Annotated in this window: 11 protein-coding genes; 1 reads left to right on the top strand and 10 read right to left on the bottom strand. The window is 58.9% G+C overall.

From position 1 onward, the window contains the following. Nucleotides 1-1,362, top strand: a 1,362-nt coding sequence (locus VGM18_00005) for a glycosyltransferase (GenBank protein HEY3971349.1), incomplete at its 5' end; no start/stop codon positions are given. Between the two features lie 52 nt (nucleotides 1,363-1,414). Here VGM18_00005 and VGM18_00010 read toward each other — a convergent pair. The 10 genes from VGM18_00010 to hfq all read right to left on the bottom strand — a co-directional run bounded on the left by VGM18_00010 (nucleotide 1,415) and on the right by hfq (nucleotide 11,950). Continuing rightward, on the bottom strand, nucleotides 1,415-2,557 hold the full coding sequence (locus VGM18_00010) for an alpha/beta hydrolase-fold protein (GenBank protein HEY3971350.1): 1,143 nt from the start codon (nucleotides 2,555-2,557) through the stop codon (nucleotides 1,415-1,417). Between the two features lie 87 nt (nucleotides 2,558-2,644). Continuing rightward, nucleotides 2,645-3,049, bottom strand: coding sequence for a F0F1 ATP synthase subunit epsilon (locus tag VGM18_00015; GenBank protein HEY3971351.1), 405 nt, complete (start codon nucleotides 3,047-3,049; stop codon nucleotides 2,645-2,647). Between the two features lie 84 nt (nucleotides 3,050-3,133). Further along, nucleotides 3,134-4,573 carry a F0F1 ATP synthase subunit beta gene (gene atpD / locus VGM18_00020; GenBank protein ID HEY3971352.1) on the bottom strand — a complete coding sequence of 480 codons (1,440 nt, stop codon included), beginning with the start codon at nucleotides 4,571-4,573 and terminating at the stop codon, nucleotides 3,134-3,136. A 151-nt stretch (nucleotides 4,574-4,724) separates the two neighbouring features. Beyond that, a complete protein-coding gene (locus tag VGM18_00025; GenBank protein HEY3971353.1) occupies nucleotides 4,725-5,807 on the bottom strand; it encodes a FoF1 ATP synthase subunit gamma in 1,083 nt (360 codons plus the stop codon). Between the two features lie 143 nt (nucleotides 5,808-5,950). Beyond that, the gene (atpA, locus tag VGM18_00030; GenBank protein ID HEY3971354.1) at nucleotides 5,951-7,483 is read right to left on the bottom strand and encodes a F0F1 ATP synthase subunit alpha; all 1,533 of its coding nucleotides are present in this window, start codon (nucleotides 7,481-7,483) and stop codon (nucleotides 5,951-5,953) included. Nucleotides 7,484-7,599: 116 nt separating this feature from the next. Continuing rightward, a complete protein-coding gene (gene atpH / locus VGM18_00035) occupies nucleotides 7,600-8,136 on the bottom strand; it encodes an ATP synthase F1 subunit delta (GenBank protein ID HEY3971355.1) in 537 nt (178 codons plus the stop codon). 3 nt (nucleotides 8,137-8,139) lie between these two features. After that, on the bottom strand, nucleotides 8,140-9,006 hold the full coding sequence (locus tag VGM18_00040; GenBank protein ID HEY3971356.1) for an ATP synthase F0 subunit B: 867 nt from the start codon (nucleotides 9,004-9,006) through the stop codon (nucleotides 8,140-8,142). Next, nucleotides 9,003-9,473 (bottom strand): ATP synthase F0 subunit B, encoded by a 471-nt coding sequence (locus VGM18_00045; protein HEY3971357.1) that lies wholly within the window; start codon nucleotides 9,471-9,473, stop codon nucleotides 9,003-9,005. The genes VGM18_00040 and VGM18_00045 overlap by 4 nt, the downstream gene beginning before the upstream one ends. Nucleotides 9,474-10,139: 666 nt before the next feature. Further along, on the bottom strand, nucleotides 10,140-11,606 hold the full coding sequence (gene hflX / locus VGM18_00050) for a GTPase HflX (protein ID HEY3971358.1): 1,467 nt from the start codon (nucleotides 11,604-11,606) through the stop codon (nucleotides 10,140-10,142). 29 nt (nucleotides 11,607-11,635) lie between these two features. Continuing rightward, entirely contained in the window at nucleotides 11,636-11,950 is a 315-nt protein-coding gene (gene hfq, locus VGM18_00055; GenBank protein HEY3971359.1) for an RNA chaperone Hfq, read from the bottom strand. Nucleotides 11,951-12,040: the final 90 nt, after the last annotated feature.

The raw sequence follows: 12,040 nt of genomic DNA on the forward strand, positions 1-12,040 counted from the left end.
GCGCTCACCTGGCGGCAATACATTCGCGCCATCCCCGACTCCATCGCATTCTCCGCCCTCTCCATCATCGGCCGCTTCATCGTCCTCGTCTTCTTCGTTGGCGACGTCCTCATGAGCGCGCGCCTCATCATCGTCGGCATCTTCGCAGTCATCGATCGCCTTCGCCGGCCCCACCGCCAGGCCTCTCCGGGCTTCAATCCCCGCGTCGCCGTCTTCATCCCCGCATACAACGAAGAGAAGGTCATCGTCCGCACCATCCGGTCCGTCCTCAACTCGGACTACCCAAATCTCCACGTCATCGTCATCGATGACGGTTCCAGCGATCGCACCTTTCAAGTTGCCCGCGACGCCTATGCAAAGGACATCGCCCTGGGACGCGTTCAAGTCCTCACCAAGCCAAACGGAGGCAAAGCGGCGGCGTTGAACTTCGCGCTAGACCGCATCGACGAAGACTTCTACGTCGGCATCGACGCCGACACCGTCATCGCCATGGACGCGATCTCCAAGCTCATCCCTCACTTCGAAGATGAGCGCGTCGGCGCAGTTGCCGGCAATGCAAAAGTTGGCAACCGCGTCAATCTATGGACCCGCTGGCAGGCCCTCGAATACATCACCAGCCAGAATTTCGAGCGCCGCGCGCTCGACGCTCTCTGCGCCGTCAGCGTTGTGCCGGGCGCCATCGGTGCATGGCGCGTCTCGGCAGTGCGCGAAGCCGGAGGCTACCACCTCGACACCGTCGCGGAAGACGCCGATCTCACCATGGCTCTGCTGCGTCGCGGCTATCGCGTTGAGTACGAGGATCTGGCCCTCGCCTACACCGAGGCGCCGACCAACGCGAATGGCTTGATGCGCCAGCGCTTCCGCTGGTCGTTCGGAATTTTGCAGGCCGTGTACAAGCATCGAGCAGTTTTTGCCCGCAAGGGCGCGCTGGGATGGGTGGCGCTGCCGAACATCGTGATATTCCAGATTCTGCTGCCGCTGGTGTCGCCGCTCATCGACATCATGTTTGTCGTCGGCACGATCTGGTATTACGTTCAGAAACATTTTCATCCCGACTCGACCGACCCAGCCGACTTCCACAAGCTGGTGCTGTTTTTCTTCGCATTTCTGGTGATCGATTTCATCGCCTCGGCGATCGCTTTCGCCCTGGAACGCCGCCATCCCGACGACAAGGAAGACGCCTGGCTCCTCAGCCAGGTCTGGCTGCAACGGTTCGCCTACCGCCAGCTATTTTCGATCGTCCTCTTCAAGACACTGAAGCGGGCGCTGGAAGGGCGCAAGTTCGCCTGGGACAAACTGGAGCGGACAGCGGCGGTGAACTATGTGCCGGCGGAAAACCGCGACCACGTCAATGTGCCGTAAGCACGCTTTGTCATTCTGAGCAGAACAATTGTGTCGAGGAATCCCACACTCCTCACCGGAACAGCAGCGGTGCAAACTCCGTCAGATTCCTCCGCCAAACCATCCAAGTATGCATCCCCGGCGTTTCGATATCGACGTGCTGCACGCCCTTGGACTTCAGCCATCCGCGCAACTTGCGGTTCACGGTGATCAGACGATCTTCAGTGCCGCACGCGATCCAGAGCAGTTTCAACTGTTGATTCGCCTTGATATCGACCCCGGGAAAATCTTTTTCAAACTCGTCGGGAAGTCCGCCCGAGCTGAAGGCTCCAACCCACGCGAACTTGTCGAGATTATTCAGCCCGGTCAGCAATGACTCCGATCCACCCATCGAAAGCCCCGCTATTGCACGCGACTTGCGATCAGTAGCCACGCGGTATTCGCTTTCAACCTTCGGCATGACTTCCGTCAGCAACGCTTCGCGGAACTTCGAGAAATTCTGTTCTCGCACTTCCGGATGGTTAGCGAGGCCTCCCCAGCCGTTGCGAATAATCTCCATGGTGCCGTAACCGAGCGGCATCACGACAATCATCGGCTTCGCTTTGCCCTGCGCGATCAGGTTGTCGAGAATCACGTTGGCGCGTCCTACCGCGGTCCATCCGCTGGCATCGTCGCTATAGCCGTGCAGCAGATACAGCACGGGATATCTCTTCTTCGCTGCAGAATCGTAACCCGGCGGCGTGTAGACATAAAAATCGCGCTGATCGTCGGCCACGGCGGAGCGATAGAAGTGATGATGAATCTCTCCGCGCGGGACATCCTTCGTTTCCCACGGCATCGACTGCTCGCCGGAAACCTGCACCATATTCTCGGTCGCAAGCAGATTCGGCTTCAGCAGATGATTGTAAGGATCAATCATCCGCACGCCATCAACGATGATCGAGTAGCCGTAAAAATCCGGCGGCAGCGGCGTCGTCACGATCCAGACGCCCTTGTCGTCTTTTGTCATCGTGGCGGGTTCCGCGCCTTCGCGCGCCAGCTTTACTTCCTGCGCGTTGGGTGCGAGAAACTGGAACGTTACACTATCGTCCGCGTGCACTTGTGGAGTATTCAGCGAGGGCGGCCGTTGCGGAGGTTGTGGTTGCGCGGGTTTGGCGTCCTGCGCGGTGGCGAAATTCAAAAGAAGGAAAGAAACAAGATAAACCGAAAGTTTCACGGTGCCGTCTCCACGAGCGCACGAATGACGAAACTGCACCATTGTAAGCCGAGGATGTAATCCGAGGAGCGGGCTTTTGGATTTGCGCTATTTTTTCTCGGCAACGTCGAGACGGGTTTCGGCGCGATGCAGCGCGTCGAGGGCGCGCTCGACGTCAACTTCGGTGTTGCCGCTGGCTAAGCGTTGTTCCGCCCGCTCTTTACTTTTCCGCGCGCGCTCCACGTCGATTTCAGTCGGACGCTCGGCCGTCTCCGCCAGAATTGTCACCTTATCCGGTAGTACTTCCGCGAATCCCCACGCCACCGCCAGCAGAAACTCTTTGGAGTTTTCGCAGTACTTGATTTCGCCGACCGCCAGTTCGGTAATGAGCGGCGCGTGCCCCGGCAAAACGCCGAGATAGCCGTTCTTCCCGGGAATCTGAACTTCCTCGACCGCCGCGTCGACAACTTTCTTTTCCGGCGTCACGATCTCGAGTTTCAAGGAATCTGCCATAGGTCGTTGGTCGTTGGTCGTTGGCCCTCAGTCCGCGTCAGCGATGCTATGCCAGCGACTAGCGACCATTGACTAACGACGCCTTTACGCTGCCGCCTTCATCTTCTCTGCCGCTTGCAGCACTTCCTCGATCGGGCCTTTCATGTAAAACGCCTGCTCAGGGATGTCGTCGTACTTGCCTTCGACAATCGCCTTGAAACCCTTTACAGTGTCGGCGATTTTCACATAACGTCCCGCCGCGCCGGTGAACTGCTCGGCGACATGGAACGGCTGCGACAGGAAGCGCTGGATTTTGCGGGCCCGCGCCACCGTGAGTTTCTGATCTTCGGTCAATTCGTCGATGCCCAGAATCGCGATGATGTCCTGCAAATCCTTATAAGTCTGCAACGTCTTCTTCACGGTCTGCGCCACGTCGTAATGTTCCTGGCCGACGATGCGCGGATCCAAAATGCGCGACGTCGAGGCCAGCGGATCGACCGCGGGATAAATTCCAATCTCCGTCAACGCGCGCGAGAGCACCGTCGTGGCGTCGAGGTGAGCGAATGTGGTCGCCGGCGCGGGATCGGTCAAATCGTCAGCTGGCACATAAATCGCCTGCACCGATGTGACCGACCCTTTCTTCGTCGATGTGATGCGCTCCTGGAGTTCGCCCATCTCCGTCGCCAGATTAGGCTGATAACCGACGGCGCTCGGCATGCGCCCGAGCAGCGCGGATACTTCCGAGCCGGCCTGCGTGAATCGGAAAATGTTGTCGATGAACAGCAGCGTGTCGGCGCCCTCGGCGTCGCGGAAATATTCTGCCACCGTCAGTCCGGTAAGCGCTACGCGTAAACGCGCCCCAGGAGGCTCCGTCATTTGCCCATAGATCAATGCCGCCTTCGACTGCGCTGGGTTGCCTGGCTTGATCACGCCCGACTCCGTCATCTCCAGCCACAAGTCGTTGCCCTCGCGCGTGCGCTCACCGACACCGGCAAACACGGAGAAGCCGCCATGATTCTTGGCGACGTTATTAATTAGCTCCATGATAACTACGGTCTTGCCCACGCCCGCGCCGCCGAACAAACCAATCTTGCCGCCCTTCAAGAAGGGCTGAATAAGATCGACGACCTTCACGCCGGTCTCGAACATCTCCGCGCTCGTCGCCTGTTCGTCAAAGGCAGGCGCAAGACGGTGAATCGGATCTCGCTCTTTAAACTCGATGGGGCCAAGGTTATCGACCGGTTCGCCGATCACGTTCATGACCCGCCCCAACGTCCCTCGGCCAACTGGCACGGAGATCGGGCCGCCCTGATCGATGGCCTTCATGCCGCGCACCATGCCATCGGTCGGTTGCATGGCGATGCAGCGCACACGTCCTTCGCCGAGATGCTGTTGCACCTCGAGAATTACACTGATAGGGCTGGGCACCGTGAACCCATCGCTGACGACTTTAACGGCCTCGTAGATCGGCGGCAGCTTGCCTTCATGAAACTGCACGTCGACCGCCGGTCCCGCGATTTGAATTACATGTCCTACGTTTTCCATAAAACCTCAGCTCTGGCTATTAGCTCTTGGCCTTTAGCTTGAAACCTTTTCACGGCCGCTTGCCGCCACCTCGACTCAGACAATTAGGCGGCCCGCCCGAACCTTCACGGCAAAGCTAATAGCTAAAGGCTAATAGCTAAAAGCTTCTTCCCTACATCGCCGCCGCGCCGCTGACGATTTCGATGATCTCTTTCGTTATCTTCGCCTGGCGCGCGCGGTTCATGACCAGCGTCAGCGAATCGATCATGTCGGTGGCGTTGTTCGTCGCTGAGTCCATTGCGGTCATGCGCGCGGCATTCTCGGCCGCGACCGACTCCAGCAGCGCACGAAAAATCTGGATGCTCACATACTTCGGCAGCAGCGCGCGGAACAACTCTTCCGGCGGCTGCTCGTAAATGTAATCCACCTGCGCCGTCCCGAACTGCGTGGCGGCTTCCTCCACGTTGCGATCCGGCCCGCGCATGCCCACACCGGCGGTAATCGCCGCCTCTTTGGCTTTTTTCTTCTCTTCTTCCGTCATCTCTTCGGACATCCGAACTGCCTGCTGCCCGATCTGCTCGATGGGAAGAATCTGCTCAACGACAAGCCGTTGCGCGATCACCGACTTGAATTCGTTGAATACCACGTAGACCGCGTCAATGTCTTCGTGCCCGTAGCGCTCAATCACGTTCTCCGCGAGCGCCGAAGCCTGCGCGAATTCAACTTTCCCCAGCACGCCAACGTGCTCGCCGGTGATCTGCGTTTCTCCGGCCCGGCCGCTCGGCTCTGCCTCGGGCTCGTTCGATTCCCCGAGTTCCGCCAGACTTTGCGTCTGCACCTTCGCCGCGGGATATCTCCGGCGCAGAAAGTCGCGTCCCTTGCGGCCGATGGCCTCAATGTCGACGTTCTTGCCTTCTTTCGATTCCAGAAAGCGCGCTGCGGCTTTCGTAATGTTCGCATTGAACGCGCCCGCTAAACCTTTGTCTCCGGTCACTACGATCAGCAGAATATTCTTTTCTTCGCGATGGGCCAGCAGCGGATGCTTGGGCTCTCCAGTCTCAGGATCGTAAATCTCCGTCCGCGCCACCAGCGACTTCAGCACATTCGTCAACATCTGCGCGTACGGACGCGCCGCCAAGGCCCGATCCTGCGCTCGGCGCAACTTCGCCGCCGAGACCACCTTCATGGCCTTGGTGATTTGCCGCGTGTTGATCACGCTGCGGATGCGGCGACGAATGTCGAGGATGTTTGGCATGAATCAGTCGTTGGTCGCTAGCTGTCAATCGTTAGTCGTTGGCCGTTAGTCGTTTCTCGCTAGTCGTCGGTCGTCAGTCGTCGGTCGTCCGCCAAAACCTTGTCATCCTGAGCGGCGATCTTTGCCGCGAAGGACCTATGCATTTACTTCGCTACCGCTTGCCGCGACGCTACAAACTGCTGCTTCGCCTCTTTGATCACACTCTGCAACTGGCCCTTCAGGCCGTCGTCGAGAATTTTCTTCTCCATGATCGTTCGCAGGATGCCGGGATTGGTCGAATCCACGTACTTGTACAACTCTGCTTCGAACTCGCGCACCTGAGCAACCGGCAAGTCATCCAGGAATCCGCCGGTACCGGCCATGATGATCAGAATCTGCTTGGAGAAGGGCAGCGGCGAAAACTGATTCTGCTTCAGCAGTTCGACCAGTCGCTGTCCGCGATTCAACTGCGCCTGCGTCGCTTTGTCGAGATCGCTGCCGAAGGCCGCAAATGCTGCCAGTTCGCGATACTGCGCCAGTTCCAACTTCAACGTACCAGCCACTTGCCGCATCGCTTTGATCTGCGCGCTGCCACCCACGCGGCTTACCGACAGTCCGACGTTCACCGCCGGGCGCACGCCCTGGTTGAACAGATCGGTTTCCAGATAAATCTGGCCGTCGGTAATAGAAATCACATTAGTCGGAATGTACGCCGAAACGTCGCCCGCCTGCGTCTCGATGATGGGTAATGCGGTCAGCGATCCTCCGCCGTTCTTGTCGCTCAATTTCGCCGAGCGCTCCAACAAGCGCGAGTGAAGATAAAAGACGTCTCCAGGATAGGCTTCGCGTCCCGGCGGCCGTCGCAACAGCAGTGAAATTTCGCGATACGAAGCCGCGTGTTTCGACAGATCGTCGTAAATCACCAGGGCGTGCCGCTTCGAATCGCGGAAGTACTCACCCATGGCGGTCGCAGCGTACGGCGAGATGTACTGCATTGGGGCCGGTTCCGACGCCGATGCGGCGACGACGATGGTGTAGTCCATCGCGCCCGCGTCTTCCAGAATCTTCACCACCTGCGCAATCGACGAACGCTTCTGCCCGATCGCGTTGTAAATGCAAATCAGATCGTTGCCCTTGCTGTTGATGATGGTGTCGAGAGCGACGGCGGTCTTGCCAGTCTGGCGGTCGCCGATAATTAACTCACGCTGGCCACGGCCCACCGGAATCATGCTATCGATGGCCTTCAGTCCAGTCGCCATTGGCTCGCGCACCGGCTGCCGGTCGATCACGCCCGGGGCAATGCGTTCCAGAGCGACGAACTGATCGGTCGCGATGGGCCCCTTGTCGTCGATCGGCTCGCCGAGCGAGTTCACGACGCGGCCGATCATGGCGTCGCCCACGGGCACGCTCATGATGCGCCCGGTGCGCTTCACTTCATCGCCTTCCTTCAGTTCGGTGTATTCGCCGAGGATGACCACGCCGACCTGATCTTCTTCCAGGTTCATGGCGATGCCGGCCACGCCGTGCGGGAACGAGAGCAGCTCACCGGCCATGACCTTGTCGAGTCCATAGACGCGCGCTATGCCGTCGCCCAGCGTGATGACCGTGCCAGTTTCGTCTACGGAGATCTGCGTCTCGTAGTTCTCGATCTGCTCGCGGATCAGCTTCGAAATTTCGTCTGCCTTGATTTGTGCCATAGAATCAGCTCTTAGCCTTTAGCCATTAGCTACATCGCTCTAGCCACATCCCAGTCCTCTCCTCGGAGTCTGGTTCAAGGGGACTCGGTTCAAGCTAAAGGCACAAAAGCCAATAGCTAAGAGCTAATAGCATCTTTAATCTTCTCCAACTGCCCCTTCACCGAACCATCGTAAATCGTGCTGCCTACTCGGACTACTGCTCCGCCCAGCAACGAGGCATCCAATCCAAACTGCGCGTGGACTTTCTTGCCCGTAACTTTTTCAATCTGCGCTTCGAGAGTCCGCTTCTCCGCGTCGCCCAATTCGCGCGCGCTGGTGACGTAGGCCTCGGCAAAACCCATGCGCGCGTCGAGTTCTTTTTTCAGTTGCTCGACGATGCGTCCCAGAAACTGCACACGCCGGTGATCGATCAGCACCGCCATCAGATTGCGCGCGTGCTGCTCGATGCCCTCGCGGCGCGCAATCGCATCCAGCAGTTTGCGCTTCTGCTCGGCAGGAACCGCGGGATTCTCCCACACCCGGCGCAGATCTTCGCTGTCGGCCAGCAGGCCCTCAATCCGCCGCAATCCGCCCACTTCCCGATTCGCATCGAGATGCGCGCTGAAAACTACGTCCGCAAAAGCCCGGGCATAGGTGCTGGCGACAGAAGCCATGGCCTAATTCTTGTCCTTTCCCAAATCGCCGGGAGATGACGACGCGCTTAACTGCCCGGCGAAATTCCGCACCAACGCCTGATCGGTGGCGGCGTCCACGTGAATTTGCTTCCGCGCCAGGCCGACTGCGAGATTGGCCGCATAGGCAGTCAATTGCCGCCGGGCGGCCTTGGCCGCAGCCGCAATTTCCTGTTCTGCTGAAGCAACAATCTTGCGCGCATCTTCTTCGGCCGCGGCCTGGATCCGCGCTTCCTCGGCAGCGCCTTCTTTTTCGGCGGCATGGCGGATCGCTCCGATTTCGGCATCCAGCTTCGCCAATCGCGACTCGATCTCGGTCAATCTGCGGCGCGCCTCTTCGCTCGCCATCTGCGCCTCCTGTATCGCTTTCTGAATCGCCGCAGTGCGATCGCGGAACATTCCCGGCAGATATTTGCGCGCGGCCCAAATTATGACAGAGGCAATCACCGCAAAGTTCAGCAACAGGCTCAGCCAGTACGATTGCTGCAGATTCAGTCCGGTTACCCTGGCAATTCCGCGCACTGACGCCGATTGCTTGAACTCTTCCATCTCATCTTTTCCTTCTCCGGCGGCTTCGTTGCTTTCATGCGCGAGTTGCCGGCCCGGCCCCTGGCCTCGTTCAGCGGAAGCGCCGGTTGCCTGCTTCTGCTCGGAAGTGACGGGAACCTTGGGCTCTGAAGAAGAAGAAGGCGAGGAAGAAGGGGAAGCTGGCTGGCCCTGTGGGGGCCGATCTTGCGCATATAACGATCGCGCCGACGCGCCACTCAACAGCAGCAGCGCCGCCAAACCAGCTCGGACGATCCAGCTCGCGGCGGCAGGTTGAGCGGCCTTCACTCCGGCTGATCTCATCATCGTCCTGCCCCAGATCGTCCCGCCCCAGCAGGTTGCAACACGCGGCGCACAATTTCCTGCGCCAGCGCGTTCGCTTCGGCCGGCAAGCCGGCCTCTGCTGCCGCGCGATCTTTTTCAATGTCTAGCCTCGCCGCCTGCACCTGCGCCTGGGCCTTGCTGCGCGCGTGGCTCAACGCGCCCGCTCGGGCCTGGAGCGCTTTCTGCCGCTTCGCTTCCTGGTCCCGGAAAATCACGGAACGCGCCTCGCGCATCTTTTGTTCGTACTCCGCGGTGCGCGATTCCGCCGCGGCAATATCCGCCCGCGACTTTTCCACCGCACCTTCAGTCTTGCTGCGCCGCTCCGTGAGCACACGCTGCAACGGCTTATGGACGATCAGGGCATAGAGCACATACAACAGCGTCAACAGAATCACCGTCGGAACCGATCCGAGCAGTAATTCGCCTAGTTGTTGAAGCGTCTGATCCATGTGGTGCTGAACTTAGTGCGTTGACTAGCTGACTTAATTAACTGATCTGGAGCGTAGACCAGATTCGTTCTCCAGATCGGTGATCCAGAATCGTTGATCCGAACCGCAGTAATGAGGGCTTTGAAAACTGATAAGTCTAACGTCCCGAAGGAGTTTATGTCAACGCAAAGAACGTCTTTTTAGCCGATGAGGGAGGACCCTGCGGCGAAGGTGGCTCTTCAGGATGGCGTCATGCATGCATGGCAGCTGTAAACCTCGGCCGTCATGATGGGGGTTAGGCGTGGCTAGGAATTCTTGTTAGCTATGTCGGTAAGCCTATAACAACAATGGTTTTAGCAGATCATTAATATTTTACGGAAGCGCCCTGCAGATTCCTGCACATAATCCTTGACTTCGTCGCAAAGAGGATTAGCATTGAACTATCACCTCCGATCCAATTCAGGATCGAATGGGCCGATAGCCAAGGAATGTCACCGCTTCTTGGTTGCCGGCCCATTTAAATTGCAGCCGTCTTCGCGTGATCCGGAAGCGCCAGGATCCAACATCGGGCATCCCTCGTGTTCCGCCGCAGCAAGCAAAGATCTGTCAGAGGAGATTGAAGATTCTGGGAGATTCGCAGCTCTACTTCCTTGATGCTCAAACTGCGCATAGACTCTTGCGCACCTGTCAAGGGCAATCTTGCTCTCGGCGCACCACGTAGTTGGCCATTCTCCTCACCACGGATTCAGCAGCCTCCACGTCCAACTCCACCGCCCCATCCTTGTACTTTCGCGAATAAATCCGCGCCTTGGCTTCCAGCAGCGCCAGCGTCTTTCCTTCTTTCTGCGGCACGCGCAGATGCACGCGGCTGACGCGGTCTTCTTCGATCAATGAATCGATGCGCTCTAACAGTTTGTCCAGGCCGGTGCCTTCCGCCGCCGAAACGTAAACCGTCCTCGAATCTTCACGCATCGAATCCGCCAGCAACGACTTCGCAACTTCATCGTCCAGCAGATCGACTTTGTTCATCACCCGCAGGCGCGGTTTCTTCTCCGCTTCCAGTTCCTTGAGAACAATTTCCACCTGCGCATCCTGCTCGGCCGAAAGCCGGTTGCTCGCGTCGGAAACATGCAGAATTAACGACGCCCGCTGCACTTCCTCGAGCGTTGCGCGGAAGGCCGATACCAGAGTGTGCGGCAGGCTGCGAATGAATCCGACGGTGTCTGACAGCAGAACTTTCCGCTTGGATGGCAATTCCACGCCCCGAATCGTGGGATCGAGCGTGGCGAACATGCGGGACGATTCCAGCACCTTCGCATTCGTCAGCGCATTAAACAGCGTGGACTTGCCAGCATTCGTATAGCCGACCAGAGCGATGGTCGCCACCGGCGCGGATTCCCGCCGCTGCCGCTGCTGCGTTCGAATGCGACGCACGTTCTCGATTTGTTGCTCGACATGCCGCACGCGCCGCGCGATTTTACGGCGATCGGTTTCGAGTTTGGTCTCACCCGGACCGCGCGTGCCGATGCCGCCGCCCAGTTGCGACATCTCGATACCGTGCCCCGCCAGCCGCGGCATCATATACTGCAATTGTGCCAACTCCACTTGCAACTGGCCTTCCCGGGTGCGCGCGTGCCGAGCAAAAATATCGAGGATGAGTTGCGTGCGGTCAATCACCCGCCGCTGGATAATTTTTTCGATATTGCGCTGCTGTGAAGGACTGAGGTCGTGATCGAATAGAAGGACATCCGCGTTGACCGCGGCGGCCGCACCGCTGATTTCTTCGAGCTTGCCCGCGCCAATCAAGGTCGCGGGATCGGGCCGGTCCCGCCGCTGCAATATCTCGCCCACCACCTGCGCCCCGGCGCTCTCGGCCAGCGTGCGCAGCTCCGCCAGCGATTCATCGGCGTCAAACTCAGGAATCGTGGGCTTCGACTTGGCGGCCCCACCCGGTTGCATTGCCGCCGCATCGCGCGCGGCTCCAGCCTGAGAAGTAACGGCCGCGCCTTTGGCACCGCTTCGTCCGCGAGTGCGCACTTCCATCCCCACGAGAAAAGCGCGCTCGCGCTCCGGCTCCGCGGGTGCGGCTGCACGTTTGGCATCGCGCCAAAGCGGCACACGTTTCCCGGCACGCGCCGAACCGCGGGATTTCATGCCACGAGAACTCGACAACCGAAAACGCCCTATCCTTCGGTCCCCGAAGCGCTTGCCGCCGCCGTCGATACAGGTCCGGCGCTGGCCACTGCCTTCTCCGGATGCGAAACGTGAACGACATGCGTCGACGCCACCCGTCCCATCACCACGGTCGAGATGGCATGCTTGAAAATGAGTTGCTCCTGACCGTTCGCCTCCAGAACGACCGAGTACTTGTCAAAGGAGCGGATGCGGCCCGTCAACTTCACTCCACTCAGCAGATAAATCGTAATGCTGAGTCGCTCCTTGCGGGCCGTGTTAAGGAAGGAATCCTGAATGTTCTGCGCCGGCTTATTGCTGTCCATCGCCGATCTCCTTGATCTAATCGAGAACGTTCGATCGAGAACGCTTTGTCGACAACGAGATTTGTAGACTGCGAACTTGCCACCATCAGC

Source organism: Candidatus Sulfotelmatobacter sp., assembly GCA_036500765.1.
GTDB lineage: Bacteria > Acidobacteriota > Terriglobia > Terriglobales > Acidobacteriaceae > Sulfotelmatobacter.

Bases quoted from the DNA above. Each gene is read 5' to 3' on its own strand.
- hflX (HEY3971358.1), bottom strand. From the start codon at position 11,606: ATGAAATCCCGCGGTTCGGCGCGTGCCGGGAAACGTGTGCCGCTTTGG.
- atpH (HEY3971355.1), bottom strand. From the start codon at position 8,136: ATGGCTTCTGTCGCCAGCACCTATGCCCGGGCTTTTGCGGACGTAGTT.
- atpA (HEY3971354.1), bottom strand. From the start codon at position 7,483: ATGGCACAAATCAAGGCAGACGAAATTTCGAAGCTGATCCGCGAGCAG.
- VGM18_00045 (HEY3971357.1), bottom strand. From the start codon at position 9,473: ATGGATCAGACGCTTCAACAACTAGGCGAATTACTGCTCGGATCGGTT.
- VGM18_00040 (HEY3971356.1), bottom strand. From the start codon at position 9,006: ATGATGAGATCAGCCGGAGTGAAGGCCGCTCAACCTGCCGCCGCGAGC.
- VGM18_00025 (HEY3971353.1), bottom strand. From the start codon at position 5,807: ATGCCAAACATCCTCGACATTCGTCGCCGCATCCGCAGCGTGATCAAC.
- hfq (HEY3971359.1), bottom strand. From the start codon at position 11,950: ATGGACAGCAATAAGCCGGCGCAGAACATTCAGGATTCCTTCCTTAAC.
- VGM18_00015 (HEY3971351.1), bottom strand. From the start codon at position 3,049: ATGGCAGATTCCTTGAAACTCGAGATCGTGACGCCGGAAAAGAAAGTT.
- atpD (HEY3971352.1), bottom strand. From the start codon at position 4,573: ATGGAAAACGTAGGACATGTAATTCAAATCGCGGGACCGGCGGTCGAC.